This window comes from Streptomyces brevispora (genome assembly GCF_007829885.1).
In the GTDB taxonomy this organism is placed as follows: Bacteria; Actinomycetota; Actinomycetes; order Streptomycetales; family Streptomycetaceae; genus Streptomyces; species Streptomyces brevispora.
In genome coordinates, this window is sequence record NZ_VIWW01000001.1 from 2,003,165 (window position 1) to 2,019,176 (window position 16,012).

Annotated in this window: 14 protein-coding genes and 1 tRNA gene; 2 read left to right on the plus strand and 13 right to left on the minus strand. The window is 71.5% G+C overall.

All coding sequences use genetic code 11. The features are described from left to right. Positions 1-18: 18 nt before the first annotated feature. The 3 genes from FHX80_RS09285 to FHX80_RS09295 form a co-directional block, all read right to left on the minus strand. Entirely contained in the window at positions 19-408 is a 390-nt protein-coding gene (locus FHX80_RS09285) for a type II toxin-antitoxin system death-on-curing family toxin (RefSeq protein ID WP_145763771.1), read from the minus strand. Further along, the gene (locus FHX80_RS09290) at positions 405-605 is read right to left on the minus strand and encodes a ribbon-helix-helix protein, CopG family (RefSeq protein WP_145763772.1); all 201 of its coding nucleotides are present in this window, start codon (positions 603-605) and stop codon (positions 405-407) included. The genes FHX80_RS09285 and FHX80_RS09290 overlap by 4 nt, the downstream gene beginning before the upstream one ends. Positions 606-693: 88 nt before the next feature. Then, positions 694-2,172, minus strand: coding sequence for an MFS transporter (locus tag FHX80_RS09295; RefSeq protein ID WP_145763773.1), 1,479 nt, complete (start codon positions 2,170-2,172; stop codon positions 694-696). A gap of 182 nt (positions 2,173-2,354) precedes the next feature. On the opposite strand from FHX80_RS09295, the gene FHX80_RS09300 reads away from it, so the two are divergent. Beyond that, a tRNA-Cys gene (locus FHX80_RS09300) sits at positions 2,355-2,426 on the plus strand. Positions 2,427-2,496: 70 nt separating this feature from the next. On the opposite strand, the gene FHX80_RS09305 is transcribed toward FHX80_RS09300, so the two are convergent. The 9 genes from FHX80_RS09305 to FHX80_RS09345 all read right to left on the minus strand — a co-directional run bounded on the left by FHX80_RS09305 (position 2,497) and on the right by FHX80_RS09345 (position 13,623). Further along, complete coding sequence (locus FHX80_RS09305) at positions 2,497-4,842, minus strand: xanthine dehydrogenase family protein molybdopterin-binding subunit (RefSeq protein WP_145763774.1); 2,346 nt, start codon at positions 4,840-4,842, stop codon at positions 2,497-2,499. Then, on the minus strand, positions 4,839-6,479 hold the full coding sequence (locus FHX80_RS09310; RefSeq protein WP_145763775.1) for a (2Fe-2S)-binding protein: 1,641 nt from the start codon (positions 6,477-6,479) through the stop codon (positions 4,839-4,841). Before FHX80_RS09310 ends, FHX80_RS09305 begins: the two co-directional genes overlap by 4 nt. Then, complete coding sequence (locus FHX80_RS09315) at positions 6,476-7,372, minus strand: FAD binding domain-containing protein (RefSeq protein WP_145763776.1); 897 nt, start codon at positions 7,370-7,372, stop codon at positions 6,476-6,478. Before FHX80_RS09315 ends, FHX80_RS09310 begins: the two co-directional genes overlap by 4 nt. A 363-nt stretch (positions 7,373-7,735) precedes the next feature. Continuing rightward, positions 7,736-9,379 (minus strand): beta-N-acetylhexosaminidase, encoded by a 1,644-nt coding sequence (locus FHX80_RS09320; protein WP_145763777.1) that lies wholly within the window; start codon positions 9,377-9,379, stop codon positions 7,736-7,738. 1 nt (position 9,380) lies between these two features. After that, positions 9,381-10,229: a carbohydrate ABC transporter permease gene (locus tag FHX80_RS09325; protein ID WP_145763778.1), complete on the minus strand. Its 849-nt coding sequence runs from the start codon at positions 10,227-10,229 to the stop codon at positions 9,381-9,383. Next, the gene (locus FHX80_RS09330) at positions 10,226-11,200 is read right to left on the minus strand and encodes a carbohydrate ABC transporter permease (RefSeq protein WP_145763779.1); all 975 of its coding nucleotides are present in this window, start codon (positions 11,198-11,200) and stop codon (positions 10,226-10,228) included. The genes FHX80_RS09325 and FHX80_RS09330 overlap by 4 nt, the downstream gene beginning before the upstream one ends. A 2-nt stretch (positions 11,201-11,202) precedes the next feature. Further along, on the minus strand, positions 11,203-12,507 hold the full coding sequence (locus FHX80_RS09335; protein WP_145763780.1) for an extracellular solute-binding protein: 1,305 nt from the start codon (positions 12,505-12,507) through the stop codon (positions 11,203-11,205). A gap of 231 nt (positions 12,508-12,738) precedes the next feature. Continuing rightward, on the minus strand, positions 12,739-13,032 hold the full coding sequence (locus FHX80_RS09340; protein ID WP_072484142.1) for a DUF3039 domain-containing protein: 294 nt from the start codon (positions 13,030-13,032) through the stop codon (positions 12,739-12,741). Positions 13,033-13,062: 30 nt separating this feature from the next. Then, complete coding sequence (locus tag FHX80_RS09345; protein WP_145763781.1) at positions 13,063-13,623, minus strand: YqgE/AlgH family protein; 561 nt, start codon at positions 13,621-13,623, stop codon at positions 13,063-13,065. A 274-nt stretch (positions 13,624-13,897) separates the two neighbouring features. Here FHX80_RS09345 and murA point away from each other — a divergent pair, with 274 nt between their 5' ends. Continuing rightward, positions 13,898-15,238, plus strand: a complete 1,341-nt coding sequence (gene murA, locus FHX80_RS09350) for a UDP-N-acetylglucosamine 1-carboxyvinyltransferase (protein WP_145763782.1) — start codon at positions 13,898-13,900, stop codon at positions 15,236-15,238. Between the two features lie 182 nt (positions 15,239-15,420). On the opposite strand, the gene FHX80_RS09355 is transcribed toward murA, so the two are convergent. Beyond that, on the minus strand, positions 15,421-15,702 hold the full coding sequence (locus FHX80_RS09355) for an HU family DNA-binding protein (RefSeq protein WP_037692421.1): 282 nt from the start codon (positions 15,700-15,702) through the stop codon (positions 15,421-15,423). Between the last annotated feature and the right edge of the window lie 310 nt (positions 15,703-16,012).

A 16,012-nucleotide genomic window follows, 5' to 3' on the forward strand; every position in this document is an offset into this window, starting at 1 on the left:
GGGGAATTGCGACACCTCTCACACGTGGTCGACGACCAGGTCGCGCAGCCCCTGGGAGATGACCTTCACCTCGTCCGTCTCCCCCGTGGCAACGGCGATGACCAGGCGTTCCGCCGCGTCGATGTCCGGGCGGAGATCGACCCCGTTCATCGCGAGGAAGGTCATGCACGACAGCCAGGCGGTGCGTTTGCTGCCGTCGAAGAGCGGACGGTTGATCGCCAGGGACTGGAGCAGTGCGGCCGCCTTGTCCACGACGTCCGGATACGCCTCCTCGCCGAACATGGCCGCGGACGGCCGGTGGGCCGCCGATTCGAGGAGTCCGGCGTCGCGGACCACGATCCGCATGTCCGGGCAGGCGTGCTCGGCGATGACGAGGATGTCTTCGGAGGACAGGTAGACGCAGCTCACTTGAGCCGCTCCATGAGCTCGCTCCACTTGGCTGCCTGCTCCTTCGCCGTCTTGCGGACGATGGCCTGCTGGGCGGTCCTGGCCAGGTAGTCGTCCACGGCCTGGAGCAGTATGGCGTGCATACTCGTCCCCTCCTGCTCGGCGCGGCGCTTGAGGGCTTCGGTCTGGTCGTCACGAAGACGCAGGTTCATGGCCATACCAAAACGGTTCCACCAGATGGGGCCAGATCAGTGCCACAGCGTGGGGCCAGATCGATACCACCAGGTGGGGCCGGGTCGGTACCAGTCACCACTCCCGCACTCGTGTGGCCACCCACGCCCCCACCATCGCGACCCCCGCCATCGGCAGGAACACCACCGCGAACGCCCCCGGGTGCGAGCCGGAGGCCCCCGCCTCGACAGCCTCGTGCACGGCACCCACCGCTCCCCCGCCGAGCGCGCCGAACGCCGCGCCGCCCGCGGCCAGCAGCAGGGCGTTGGAGAGCCCGTCGGAGATCTGCAGGGCCGCGGAGTTCGCCCCCGCCTCCTGGGGCGCGGACAGCTTCAGCAGCAGCACACTGGTCGATGCGATCACCATGCCCATGCCGAAGCAGCCGACGGCCCAGGCCGCGGCGACCGTCCAGACCGGCACCCCGTCGATCAGCACGGCGGGCGCCGTCGCGATCGACGCGGCGACCAGCACCATGCCGCCCACCATCAGCCGCTCGCGGTGCGGCTCCAGGCGCGGCCGGGACTGGACGTACGAACCCAGCGCCCAGGTCCCGCCACCGGCCGCGAGCGACAGTCCGGCCATCGTCGGGGACAGGCCGCGCTGGGTGACCAGCATCAGGGGCACGAACGACTCGGCGGCGATGAACGACCCGGCCGCCAGCCCGCGCAGCAGCACCACGGAGGGCAGCCCCCGCGCCGCCCGGCCGGTGCCCGGGGGCAGCAGGCCCCGGACCGCGGGAACGAGCAGGGCGATCCCGGCGGCGACCGGCAGCAGCGAGAACCAGTTCCGCTCCTGCCCGGCGTACTGGAGCAGCCCCGCACCCAGCGAGATGCCCAGCGCGAGCACGATGCGCCGGCGGTTCAATGGCTCGACGGGCGCCGCCGCGTCGGCGGGCCCGGACGCCATGCGCCGGATCGCGGGCAGCGCGAGCGCCAGCGGGAAGACCACCAGGAGCGGGATGCCGATGAAGACCCAGCGCCAGCCCAGGTGCTCGGTCACGCTCCCGGAGGCCAGCGGCCCGACGACGGACGGGATCACCCAGCTCGCGGCGAACGCGGCCATGATCGCCGGCCGCAGATGCTCCGGGTAGGCCCGGCTGATCACCACGTAGAGCGCGACGATCACCAGCCCGCCACCGAGCCCCTGCACGGCCCGCCCCACGATGAACATCCACATGGTGCTCGCGGTCCCGGACAGCAGCAGGCCCACCCCGAAGGCGCTGATCCCGGCGGTGAGCGGCCCCAGCGGCCCGCGCCGGTCGGCCCACTGCCCGGCCAGCACCATGGCGAAGAGGCTGGTGGTGAAGTACGCGGAGAACGCGAACGCGTACAGCGGGATGCCGTGCAGCTCACGGGCGGCGACCGGCATCGCGGTCCCCACGGCGGTCGCCTCGAAGGCGATCAGGAACACGACGGAGACGATGCCGATGCTCAGCGACCGGTAGGTCCGCCCGAGCACCCCCTCCGGTACTGCGGCGACGACGGTCTCGTTCACTTCATCGGCTTCTCCGGTGCGGGCCGAGACCTCGGCGTCACGCGGTTCCAGGACGGTCATGAGCCCAAGAGTAAGGGGCGAAACTCGCCATGAACCCTGTCGCGGGTCGCTCCCGCTCTCGTCCCTTGGTCGTAGGACCGGCCGGGCGATCGTGAACGCCGTGTGGCAGTCGCGTTGCGGGACGGTCCGGACTCTTGGCGCCGGGGTTCCCGGGGCCTACGGTCGGGACGAGAACAACGCACGGCCGTGTGCCCGAGAGGCTCAGGGGCTCGACTGCAACTCGAGTTACACCGGTTCGATTCCGGTCACGGCCTCGGTACACGGAACCGCCCGCCCCTCGTACGAAGGGGCGGGCGGTTCCGTGTGTACGGAGGGGACCCGCGGTCAGGACTTCGGGGCCGCGACGGCCGCCTGGGGCCTGATCGGAAGGCGGTTGACCGGGCGGCCGGTGGCCGAGCGCACCGCGGCGGCCACGGCTGCCGGGGAGGTCACCACGGGGACCGCGGAAGCCGGCTTGGCGCCGAAGGGGGCCACCACGTCACGCTCCTCGACGAGTCTGACGATGCGGATGTCCGGCGCGTCGAGGGCGGTCGGCAGGGCGTAACCCGTCAGGTCGGGGTGCCGGATCTGACCGCGCGCGGTGCGGAGGTTCTCCGTCAGCGCGGCACCGATGCCCTGGGTGACGCCCGCCTCGATACGGGTCGCCAGCTGGGACGGGTTGAGGACCCGGCCGACATCCTGTGCGACGGCCATCTCCACGACACGGACCGAGCCGAGTTCGATGTCGACGTCCACCACCGCGCGGATCGCGCAGAACGCGAGGCCGACGAAGGCGTCGCCCTGACCGGACTCGTCGAGCGGCTCCGTGGGGTGGGGGCGGCACTGGGCGGTGGCCCACAGTTCCTTGCCGTCCATCGCCTCGGTGACGGTCGTGGACAGCACCCCGTCGTACGAGGTGATCTTGCCGTCGGCGATCTGGAGCAGCTCGGTGGACATGCCGAACTTGTGGGCCAGCGGCTGGAGCAGCTGGGTGCGGACCATCTTCGCGGCGCGTTCGACCGCTCCGGCGGAGACCCAGGTGTGGCGGCCGTGCGTCGTCGGTCCGGCCGGGGGCTGGTCGGTGTCGACGGAGGCCACATGGACCTCCTCGATGCCCAGGGTCTCCTGGACGACCTGGCGGGCCAGCGTCGAGAAGCCCTGGCCCGTCTCGACCGCGGCGCAGATGACGGTGGCGACCCCGTCGTGGACCCGCACCGTGGCCGTGGAGACCTCGTCGGCGCCCTCGGCGCCGAGCATGTGGACCATGCCCAGCGCGTATCCGACCCCGCGCCGCACCGCGCCCGGTTCGCCCGCGCCCTCCGGGCCGCCCGGGAGCAGCCAGTCGTCCTCCGGGGAGTCCTTGGGGAGCGAGGGGAGCGGGAAGTCCCGTACCGCGCCGAGGAGTTCGGCGACGGGGGCGGGGCAGGTCACCGTCTGGCCGGTGGGCAGGATGTCGCCGGTGGACAGGGTGTTGCGCAGCCGCAGCTCGGCCGGGTCGATGGAGAGCTTGGCGGCAAGCTTGTCCATCTGGCCCTCGTACGCGGCACAGACCTGCATCGCGCCCTCGCCCCGGACATGACCGGACGGCGGGTTGTTCGTCCGGACCGCCCAGCCCTCGATGAAGGCGTGCGGGACGACGTAGGGGCCGCAGGCGAACGCGACGGCGGCGGCCAGGGATTCGGACGAGGCGTCGGCGTACGCGCCCGCGTCGAGGAGGATCTGGGCCTCGACCTTCACCAGACGGCCCTCGGCGTCCGCGTGGTGGCGGTAGCGGAGCAGGGTCGGGTGGCGGTGCGCGTGGCCGAGGAAGGACTCCTCGCGGGTCGCGGCCAGTTTGACCGGGCAGCCGGTGCGCAGGGCGAGCAGGCCGAGCGGGAGCTGGAATCCGGGGTCCTCGCGGTCGCCGGTCGCGCCGGGGACGCCGGTGACGACGAGCTTCACCCGGTCCGGTTCGAGGCCGAAGCAGGCGGCGGCGAGGTCGCGGTCGGTGTGCGGGTCGGTGGAGGCGGTGTAGATCTCGACGCCCCCGTCGGGGCGGGGCACGGCGAGCCCGGCCTCGGCACCGATCGGCGCCGGGTCCTGACGGCCGATGCGGTACAGGCCCTCGACGATGACCTCGCCCACGATCTCCGGGTCGCCGTAGCGCAGCGGGATGTGGCGGATCAGATTGCCGTCGGGGTGCAGAGGTTCGGCGGCGAAGGCCTTCTCCGGGTCGGTGACCGGCTCCAGCAGCTCGTACTCGACGGCGATGGCGGCTGCGGCCAGCCGGGCCGTGTCGGGGTGGTCGGCGGCGACCGCGGCGATCGGCTCGCCGTGGTGGCGGACCAGGTCGGAGGCGAAGACGGGACGGTCGACGACGCGGCGTCCGTAGGAACGCTCGCCGGGGACGTCCTCGTGGGTGACGACCGCTCGTACGCCCGGCATCTCGACCGCGGCGGAGGTGTCGATCGACAGGATGCGGGCATGCGGGTGCGGGGAGCGGAGCACGGCCGCCCAGAGCAGTCCCTCGGCCCACAGGTCGGCGGCGTACGGGAAGATGCCCTCGGTCTTGGCGCGGGCGTCGGCCGGCCGCAGCGAGGCGCCCAGGCCGAGCAGCGGCTGCTCGCCCCCGGAGCTGTCGGGGCCCTCCAGTGAAGGGATGCTGATCGCCGTGTGGGTCGCGCCGGCCGCGGTGGCTGCGTCGTTGCTCACGCCAGGCCTCCGTCCTGCAGATGGACCTGCACACTACCCGCGCCGGGGGCCGCCTGGTGCGGGATGCGGGCCCCGTCCGGTTCCGCGGATTCCGGTGCGGGTACCGAGGCCGCCTCGCGGCCCTCGATGACCTCGTTCACGGCGTCGAGCACACCGCGGTATCCGGAACAGCGGCAGAGGTTGCCGCACAGTGCCTGACGGGTCTCCAGCTCGCTGGGGGCGTGGTTGCCCTCCAGCAGGTCGTGGACGGTCATCGCCATCCCGGGGATGCAGAAGCCGCACTGGACGGCACCGCAGTTCGCCAGCGCCCGCTGCACGTCGGACGGTTCCCCGTCGACGGCCAGACCTTCGACGGTACGGACCTCGCTGCCCGCCGCGGTGGCCGCGGGGACCAGGCAGGAGGCGACGAGACGGCCGTCCACCTGCACGTTGCAGGCACCGCATTCGCCCTGCGAGCAGCCGTCCTTGGCCCCGGCGAGGCCGAGGCGCTCGCGCAGCACGTAGAGCAGCGACTCGCCGATCCAGGCGTCGGCGACGGGCCGGTCGACGCCGTTCACATGCAGCATGTACGAGGCGGAGGGGTGCTCGCTGGGCAGGTCGAGAGCGGGGACGGGGGCAGGGGCTGCGTCCGTGGACTCGGGGTCCGTCGCGTCGGGGTCCATGGCATCGGGGTCCGTGACCTCGGTGTCCGTGACTTCGACGGCCGCCGCCTCGACGTCCGTGGCCTCGGTGTCCGGTGCCGACTCGGCGACCGGTGTCGCTCCCGCGGCCGGTTCGGCCGTGCCGGGCTGCTCCGTGCCGAGCTGCGGTGCGTCCTGAAGGGCTGCCTCCGGCGGAACTTCGTACACGGCTTCGGGTGCGTCGTGCACGTCGTGCACGTCGTGTGCATCTGGTGCGTCCGCGGAAGGCTCCGGGGGCGGCGCGTCGGCGTCACCGTCCACGGCGTCGGCCGGCGCGTCCGGCGTGCGGCCGAGGTCCGTCCCCCGCGGCGGGGTGCTGTCCACGGCCGCGGGCGCCGGCTCCTGCGTCGCCCAGGGCGCGGGCGCACCGCCGGGCAGGGTGGCCGGCGGGGTCCGGTCCGCGTACCAGCCGGCGGCCAGCGCGGAGGCCGAGAACTCGCCGGACTCCTCCGGGAGATCGCCGTCGGCGACCGGGATCTGCCACTGACCGGTGTGCCCGGCGGGCTCGGTGGGTTCGGCGTGCCCGGTGGGTTCGGCGAAGTTCCACTGGCCGGTGGCGGCCGGGCTCTCGCGGTACCGGTCCGGGTAGTGCTCCCCGGACGTCTGCGGGTGGTGCGGGGCCTGCGGGTATCCGTACGGCGTCTGCTGCTGGTTCGGGTCCGGCCAGTGCACCGCCTCGGGCACCGGCTGCTCCGCCGCCGTGCCGCGGTCCGGCTGGGCGTGCGGGTCCGGTGTCCGGGCGCCCCAGCCGCCGGCGGCCGCGGGGTCGAGCCCGGCGGCCGGGGTCAGCGGAAGGATCATCGGCGGCACGTAGCCCTGGCCGGGTGCGGCCAGCGGTACGTTCGCCAGGTCCTCCGGCGGCAGGTGGACGAAGGCGGTCGCCTCGGCGTCGTACTCGCCGCTCTGGGGGGTCGGCTCCCAGCCCCCGTGCTGTCCGGCGTGGTCCTCGTTGCTCACGACAGTGCCCTCCCCAGCGCGCGTCGGGCCAGCGCGGCGACGGTGCGCCGCAGGTGCAGTACCGCGGGGGGCAACGGTGGTGCCTCTCCCCCGTCGGCGGGCGGTGGCTCGTCCGGGATGCACGCCGCGGCGACGTACTCGCCGAAGGCGGCCAGCGCGTCGGGCGCCAGACCCCGTTCACCGTCCCAGTCGATCAGCGAGGCGATCCAGCGTTCGGCCTCCAGCGGCCGCAGCGGCATCGGCGCTATGGCGCCGACCGCGCAGCGCACTCCGCGCCGGGCCGGGTCGAGGACGATCGCGACGGAGGCGGTGGCACGGCCGGGGCCGGTACGCCCGGTCGCCTTGAGGAACACCTGAGGGGCGTGCAGCAGCGGTACCCGGACGAAGCCGATGAGTTCGGCGGGCTCCAGCATCTCGCGGCCGGCCAGCAGGTGCGAGACCGGGATCTCGCGGCGGGCGCCACCGGGGCCCGCGATGACGAGTTCGGCCTCCAGCGCGGCGAGCACCGGCAGGGCGTCACCGGTCGGGGCGGCGGTGGCGATGTTGCCGCCGAGCGTTCCGGCGTTGCGGATCTGCGGCGGGCCCGCGGCGCGCGCGGACGCGGCCAGGGCGGGGATGAGGGCGGCGAAGTCCGGGCGCCCCATGCGGGCATGGGTGAGACCGGTGCCCAACAGGGCGTGGCCGTCCTGGTAGTGCCAGCCGCGGAGTTCGCTGATCCGGCCGAGGCCGACCAGCCCGGAGGGGCGCAGGAGCCCCGTGTTGACTGCCGACATCAGGTCCGTGCCGCCCGCCACGGGGACGGCGGCCGGCATGGCGCCGAGTGCCGCCACGGCCTCGTCCAGCGAGGCCGGCAGTGTGACGGACTGCGTCGCCTGCGGTGCTTGCGTGGTCAACCCAGCTGCCCCTTCCCGGTGTCCCGGCTGTCCCGCCTGTTTCGCCGTACGGTACGTGCTCAAAGCCTGGACGTGGCAACTCTGGCACATCTTCGGACGGGCCCGACGCGAGGGTCCGCGAAGGGAGTATCCGTCCCTGACCAGGGGGATGATCCCGATTCGCACCTCTTCGGCGCAGAGCGCGAATTGCCCCTATTCAGCGAGCTTGTACGACATATTCCGCTCGGCGGAGCGACGGGAGAGCAGGAGGACCGGGAAGGCGCCGCGCCGGAGGGCTCGGCAGGGAGCTCGGCAGGGAGCTCGGCAGGGAGCTCGGCAGGGAGCGGTGCCCGCTGTCGCGGGAACCGCTCCCTGCGCGCGGGCTCAGACGCGCGGAGGCGCTCCCTCGATCGGGCGTCCCAGGATGCCGGGCCGCTGCTGCCACGGCAGCGGACCGCCCGGCGGCCGGTACTCGACACCGAGCGCGTCGAGCCGCGCGTAGTGCGTGGCCATGCGCCGCTCGAAACCGGCGAAGTCCCGGTCCTCGGAGTCGGGCAGGGCCGACCACGCGACCTCGGCGAAGGCCGCGAGGCGCGGGAAGACCTGGTAGTCGACGCGGGCGCGGTTCTGCATCACCTCGGTCCAGACGTTGGCCTGGGTGCCGAGGATGTGACGGGCGGCCTCCTCGGAGAGGCCCGGCGGCACGGGTTCGAAGCGGTAGACGTCCTCCAGGGTGCGGACGTATCCGATCGGCATCGGCTCGTCGGGGCCGCCGTCCTGACGGTGGTCCAGGTAGACCTGCTGCTCCGGGCACATCACGACGTCGTGCCCGGCCTCGGCGGCAGCGACGCCGCCCGCGTAACCGCGCCACGAGGAGACGGCCGCGCCCTCGGCGAGGCCGCCCTCCAGGATCTCGTCCCAGCCTATGAGGCGGCGGCCGCGTGCGGTGAGCCAGCTGTCGAAGTGGCGGATGAACCAGGACTGCAGCTCGTCCTCGTCGGCCAGGCCGAGTTCCTTGATGCGGGCCTGGGCGGTCGGCGACTGCTTCCACTGGTCCTTGGGGCACTCGTCGCCGCCGACGTGGATGAACGGCGAGGTGTCGGCCGGGAAGAGTTCGAGGAGCTCCTCGAAGACGCCCTCGAAGAAGCGCAGAACGCCGTCGGTGGGGGCCAGGACGTTCGGGGTGACGCCCCAGTCGTCCCACACGGACAGGGCGGCGGTGTCGACGACGTCGGTGTTGCCCAGCTCCGGGTAGGCGGTGATGGTCGCCTGCGAGTGACCCGGGATGTCGATCTCGGGGACGACACGGATGTGCCGGGCGGCGGCGTAGGCCACGATCTCGCGGATGTCGTCCTGCGTGTAGTACCCGCCGTACGGGGTCTCGTCCCAGAGCTCGGAGGCCCGGTGGCCGTACTTCGTACGCGACCGCCAGGAACCCGTCTCGGTCAGGCGGGGGTAGCGCTTTATCTCGATGCGCCAGCCCTGGTCGTCGGTGAGGTGGAAGTGGAAGACGTTCAGCTTGTGCGCGGCGAGGAGGTCGAGGTAGCGCAGCACGTCGGTCTTGGGCATGAAGTGCCGCGACACGTCGAGCATCAGGCCCCGCCAGCCGAAGCGCGGGCGGTCCTCGACGGTGCAGCTCGGCACGGTCCAGACCCGGTCCGGGTTCACGGGCGCACACCGGTGGGCCTCCGGGCCGAGCAGCTGTCGCAGCGTCTGGACGCCCCAGTGGAGCCCCGCCGGGGCCGCGGCCCGCAGGGTGACGGCGTCGGCGTCCACGGCGAGCCGGTAGCCCTCGGGACCCAACTCGTCCGCCGTGCCGGGGTCGATCCGCAGCCGGATCGCCGGTCCGCGGTCGCCCCGTCCGGGTGCGAGCGGCAGCCCGGTCGCGGCGCCCACGGTGGCGCGCAGCAGTCGCGCCATGCCCTCGGTGCCGGACGGCGCGTCGACCACGGTGTCCTGATCCAGCACAAAGCCGGGCATGTCGGTGAAGTATTCGGCGCGCAGGGGCGCCGGGATCAGATTGACCACGTCAGTCCTTAACCGCTCCGCCCAGTCCCGAGACCAGGCGTCGCTGTACGAGTACGAAGAAGACCAGCACGGGCACGGTCATCACCGCCGAGGCTGCCATGACCCCTCCCCAGTCGTTTTCATCGGGTTTGAGAAAGACCAGCAGAGCCATCGGGAGCGTCGACTGGGAGGTGTCGCTGATGATGAAGGACTTCGCGAACAGGAAGTCGTTCCAGGTCGAGATGAACGAGAAGACGCTGGTCGCCACCAGCCCCGGGAAGACCAGCGGGAAGAGGATCTGCCACAGGAAGCGGGTGCGGCTCGCCCCGTCGATGTACGCCGCCTCCTCCAGCGCGTCCGGGACGGCCTTGACGAAGCCGCGCAGCATCCAGATCGCGAACGGCAGCGAGAAGGCGAGGTGCGGCAGGATCAGCGAACCGAGCGTGTTCAGCTGGCCGAAGTCCCGCATCAGGAAGAACAGCGGGATCGTCAGCGCCTCGACCGGCACCATCTGCGCCACCAGGAACATGATCAGCAGTGTGGTGCGGAAACGGAATCGGAACCGGGTCACCGCCGTCGCCGCCAGGAAGGCGATCAGCGCGGAGACGATGACGACCGTGCCGGCGACGAGCAGGCTGTTGAGGAAGTAGCGCCCGAAGTCCTGCTGCTGGAAGACCCGGCGGAAGGAGTCCAGGGACGGCGACAGCGTCCACGGCCTGGGGTGCGTGGACTGGATCTCGCCGGCCGGTTTGAAGGCCGAGAGCACCATCCAGTACAGCGGGAAGGCCACGGCGGCGGCGATCAGCAGGGCCGCCGCCTCGGCGGCGAGCCGGCCGGGCCGGCGGACGCGCAACAGGGACGGCAGGCTCACAGTTCCTCCCCCTGGCGCCTCACCAGGCGCAGATAGACCAGCGTGACCGCCAGCAGGATCACCAGCATCACGACGCCGATCGCCGAGCCGAGGCTGTACTGCGAGGACGCGAACGCCTTCTGGTACGCGTACACGTTGAGCACCAGGTTCTGGCCGGCGATGCCGCCGCCGTTGGTCATGACGTAGATCTGGGTGAAGACCTTGAAGTCCCAGATGATCGACTGGATGGTGACGACGATCAGGATCGGCCGCAGCATCGGTGCCGTGACCGACCGCCAGATCCGCCACTGCGAGGCGCCGTCCAGCGCCGCCGCCTCCAGCACCTCGGTGGGGATCGCCCGGATGCCCGCGTACACGGTCACCATCACGAACGGGAACGAGCACCAAAGGACTTCGAGGAGCACCAGCGCGAAGGCGCTGTAGCGCCCGTACGTCCAGGAGTGGTCGCCGAGCCCCAGTACCCGGTTGACCGGCCCGAAGTCGGCATCGAAGAGGAAGACCCAGACGGTCGAGCCGGTGATCGCCGGGGTCGCCCAGGCGCCGAGCGCGGCCATCATCAGCGCGAGCCGCGGCACGGCCCGTACCCGGGTCAGCAGGACGGCCAGTGCGCAGCCGACCAGCAGGGTGGCCAGCACACAGACCGCCGCGAAGACCACGGTGGCCAGCAGCACCTGCCAGAACTGGCTGTCGCGGAAGAGCGTCGCGTAGTTGCCGAAACCCTGGAAGGTGGTCGGCTCGCCGCCGCTCACCTGGGCCTGGGTGTACTCCAGGAAGGAGATCAGGCCGAGTTGGTAGATCGGGTAGACCAGCAGCCCGCCGAGGAGGACGAGCGCGGGCAGGAGGTAGAGCCAGGGGGTCCAGCCGGACCGCCGGACGGGCGAGGCCGGGTGGCGGCTCCGGAGCGGGCGGGGGGAGGGTCCGCCCGCTCCGGACGTGCCGGGCGCCTTGTACGCCGTGCTGTTCGCCGTCATCGTCAGCCCACGTCGGCGAACGCGGCGTCCATCTTCTTCGCGGCGTCGTCCGAGGCGTCGGCCACGTTCTTACGGCCGCTGACGATCTCCTGGAACATCGTCGGCAGGATCAGCGAGGAGTCGATCTGGCCCCAGGCAGGCGAGGCGGGGACGAACTTGGCGCCCGCGCCGAGTGTCCTGACGAACGGTTCGACGAACGGCTCCCGCTTCGCGGCCGCGGCCCGCACATCGGTGTACGTCGGCAGGAAGCCCATCGCGTCGAACATCTTCGCCTGGGTCCGCTTGCCGGTCAGGGACTTCATCAGGTCGACGGCGAGGGTGCGGTGCCCGCTGCTCTTCAGCACGCCGATGTTGTTGCCGCCCGCGAACGCCGGGGCGACGGAGTTCGCGGCCACGCCCGGGAGCGGTACGACCGCGTACCTGCCCTTCACCGTGCCGGCCTCGACGGCCGCGTGGCTGAAGTCGCCGCCGATGGCCATGGCGGCCTTTCCGGAGGCGAAGGCGGTGACGGTCGCGTTGCCGCCCATGGCGGCGCACTTGGCGGCCGGGCAGTTGTCGTCGCCGAAGAGCGAGGTGTAGGCGGCGATGCCCTTGCGGGCCTTCTCGCTGTTGATGGCCGCCCGGTACGAACCGCCGCCGGCGTCGGCCAGTTCGCCGCCGTTGGCCCAGATGAACGGCATCGCGCCGTAGGTGTACGCGCCGCCCACCGCGAGTCCGTACAGGCCGGGCTTCTCGCGGTGGATCTTCTTCGCGGTGGAGATCAGTTCCGCCTGGGACTTGGGCGCCGCGATGCCCAGGTCCGCGAAGATGTCGGTGCGGTAGTACAGCGCCCTGACGCCGACGAAGAGCGGGGCCCCGTAGATCCTGCCGTCGACCGTCACGGACTGCTTGGCGGTCGGGTCGGTGTCCTTGGCGTCCGCCCAGGCGCCGAACTCGGCGCTGACATCGGCCAGTCCGCGGTCCTTCACGTAGCCGGCGGTGTCCGTGTTGCCGTACTCGATCAGGTCGGGGGCGCTCCTGGGGTCGTTGAACGCGGCCTTGACGCGCTGGGCGCGGGTCTCGACGGGGATGTACTCGATCTCGACCTTCGTGCCCTTGTGGGCCTTCCCGAAGTCCGCGACAGCGGCGTCGACGACCTTCTCCTTGGGCTTGTTGCCCACCTCCTGGAACAGCCAGACGCGCAGTGTGCCGGTCTTCTCGTCCCCCTTGGCGCCGGTGTCGGAGGTCTGTGGCGCGCAGGCGGTGGCGGTGAGACCCGCCAGCACAAGCGCCGCAGCCGGGGCGGCAATTCGGGCAGAAAGCTTCATCCGGGACCCCTACCGGTAGGCGTTGCAACATACGCAACGCGCGTTTCGTTCTGCACAACTTGCAGGAGGGTAGGTCCAGACGAAGTCGCCGACAAGTGGTCTCAACCACTCTGTGACCCCCGGACGCAGCCCGTGCAACGCCGGACGGGCCCGAACGACGAAGAACCCCCGGGGCACGCTGTCGCGTGCCCCGGGGGTTCTCCCGGACGGGTCGGTTCTACCGCTCGCGGACTACTTCTTGTCCTTGCCGCCCTTGCCCTTGTCCTTGTCGCCACCGGCACCCATGGACTCGTAGATCTCCTTGCACATGGGACACACCGGGTACTTCTTGGGATCGCGGCCCGGTACCCAGACCTTGCCGCACAGCGCGACCACGGGGGTGCCCTCCAGGGCACTCGCCATGATCTTGTCCTTCTGGACGTAATGCGCGTAGCGCTCGTGGTCGCCGTCGCCGTTCGACACCTGTGGCGTCGGCTCCACGAGGGTTCCCGTACCTGCCCCGCGCTCGGGCTCAAGAGTGCTCATAAATGCCAAGCGTACTGAAGGTCCGCGACATCAGTTCAGCGAAGGGTCGTCCGGATAGGTGGCGATCATGGCCAGTTCGCTGCGCTGACGGCGCAGGACCGCCCTCCAGAGGCTCTCCGGGCGCGGTGACGAGACGTCCCCCGGCTCCGACTCGACGACGTACCAGGCGCCCTCGGAGAGTTCCGTCTCCAGCTGTCCGGGCCCCCAGCCGGCGTATCCGGCGAAGATCCGCAGCGAGCCGAGGGCCGCGGCCAGCAGCTCGGGGGGCGCCTCCAGGTCCACCAGGCCGATCGCCCCGTACACCCGGCGCCAGCCGAGCGGGCCCTCGTCCCCCGGGATCACCGCCACGCCGAGCGCCGAGTCGAGGGAGACCGGGCCGCCCTGGAAGACGACTTCGGGCTCACCGGTCAGACCGGCCCAGGACGCGAGGATGTCACCGACGCCGACCGGGGTCGGGCGGTTCAGGACCACGCCGAGCGAGCCCTCCTCGTCGTGGTCGAGGAGCAGCACCACCGCGCGGTCGAAATTCGGGTCCGCCAGGGCGGGTGCGGCCACGAGCAGCCGCCCTGTGAGCGAGGACACCTCGGTCATGGGAGAAATGATCCCGCATCTTCGGCTTTCGCGGGGGCCAAGTGCCCCGGACGTCGCCCTGGGTGCCCGAGCGCAGCTCAGGGCGCACGGGTGCACAAGGAGCGCACAGCCGGCCAGCCATCCGGACCGTAACCCTCCGCAAGATCCAGGATGCGGAGCGTGTCGCGGCGGATTCATGACGTTCGTACACCCGCCGCCTTCTTACGGATGCGGGGTGCGCGGCCATTACTCTTTCGATTGGCCCCCTGCCCGACCACTCCGGAACGCGAGATTCATGACCGGCACAGACGATGTCCTGCTTGTCCACGGCGGAACCCCGCTGGAGGGCGAGATCCGCGTCCGAGGCGCCAAGAACCTGGTGCCGAAGGCAATGGTCGCCGCGCTGCTCGGCAGCGGGCCCAGCCGACTGCGCAACGTGCCCGACATCCGCGATGTGCGGGTCGTCCGCGGGCTCCTCCAGCTGCACGGTGTGACGGTCCGCCCGGGCGACGAACCGGGCGAGCTGATCCTCGACCCCACGCACGTCGAGAGCGCGAACGTCGCCGACATCGACGCCCACGCGGGCTCGTCGCGCATCCCGATCCTCTTCTGCGGCCCGCTGCTGCACCGGCTGGGCCACGCGTTCATCCCGGGGCTCGGCGGCTGCGACATCGGCGGCCGGCCGATCGACTTCCACTTCGACGTGCTGCGCCAGTTCGGCGCGACGATCGAGAAGCGGGCGGACGGCCAGTACCTGGAGGCCCCGCAGCGGCTGCGCGGCACCAAGATCCGGCTGCCGTACCCGTCGGTGGGCTCCACCGAGCAGGTGCTGCTGACGGCGGTGCTCGCCGAGGGTGTCACCGAACTGTCCAACGCGGCCGTGGAGCCGGAGATCGAGGACCTCATCTGCGTACTGCAGAAGATGGGCGCGATCATCTCCATGGACACCGACCGGACCATCCGGATCACCGGTGTCGACCGTCTCGACGGCTATACCCACAAGGCCCTCCCGGACCGCCTGGAGGCCGCCTCCTGGGCGTCCGCGGCGCTGGCGACCGAGGGCAACATCTACGTCCACGGGGCGCAGCAGCGCTCGATGATGACGTTCCTGAACACGTTCCGCCGGGTCGGCGGCGCCTTCGAGATCGACGACGAGGGCATCCGCTTCTGGCATCCGGGCGGCGCGCTGAACGCCATCGCGCTGGAGACGGACGTGCACCCCGGTTTCCAGACCGACTGGCAGCAGCCGCTGGTCGTGGCGCTGACACAGGCCGCGGGTCTGTCGATCGTCCACGAGACGGTGTACGAGTCCCGGCTCGGGTTCACCTCGGCGCTCAACCAGATGGGTGCTCACATCCAGCTGTACCGCGAGTGCCTGGGGGGCTCCGACTGCCGCTTCGGCCAGCGCAACTTCCTGCACTCCGCGGTCGTCTCCGGGCCGACGAAGCTGCAGGGCGCGGATCTGGTCATCCCGGACCTGCGCGGCGGTTTCTCGTACCTGATCGCCGCTCTGGCGGCGCAGGGGACGTCCCGGGTGCACGGGATCGACCTGATCAACCGCGGCTACGAGAACTTCATGGACAAGCTGGAGAAGCTCGGCGCGAAGGTGGAGCTGCCGGGCGGTTCGCTCGTCTGACGCGCACGCGCCGACGGCCGGCGGGGGTTCGGGGCGCTGCCCCGGGCCCCCGCTCCGCTGTTCAGGGGGCGGTGGCCGGCCACAAAAGGGCCGCAGAGGCCCACAACGGCGTTCTGCGGCCCGTACGCCGAAGGACGGCCACCCTGGTCGGGGTGACCGCCCTTCGTCGTGCCCAGGGGGTGTTACTTACCCTTGGCGGCTTCCTTGAGCTTCGAGCCCGCGGAGACCTTCACGCTGTAGCCGGCCGGGATGTCGATCGGGTCGCCGGTCTGCGGGTTACGAGCGGTGCGAGCGGCACGGTGGGTGCGCTCGAAGGTCAGGAAACCGGGGATGGTGACCTTCTCGTCGCCCTTGGCGACGATCTCACCGACGGTCTCGGCGAGCGCGGCCAGCACGGCGTCGGCGTCCTTGCGAGTCACCTCGGCGCGGTCGGCCAGGGCGGCCACCAGCTCACTGCGGTTCATGTTGTTACTCCCGTGTTCTTCTTGCCTGTGAGGCGTGAGATCGAAGCCGATGCTGCCAGGGCCCTCGGACAGTCCCCGGACTCGGGTCCGTGTGAGAACCCTCGCGCCCCGTGGGGTCTCCCCCGGACGAAGTCCTTGGGAAAGCATCCTGCCCCCACCTGCGGCGGGAAAGCCAATCCGGCACCCTCCGGAGTCACACGAAAAGCGCCACTGCCTCGTCGTGGTGACGTTCCGTCGACTCCCCGAAAGCGGTCCGCAGCGGGTGCGGACTCCGCGGGACGCGTCGCCCGCCCACCCTAAAGGGGCGTTT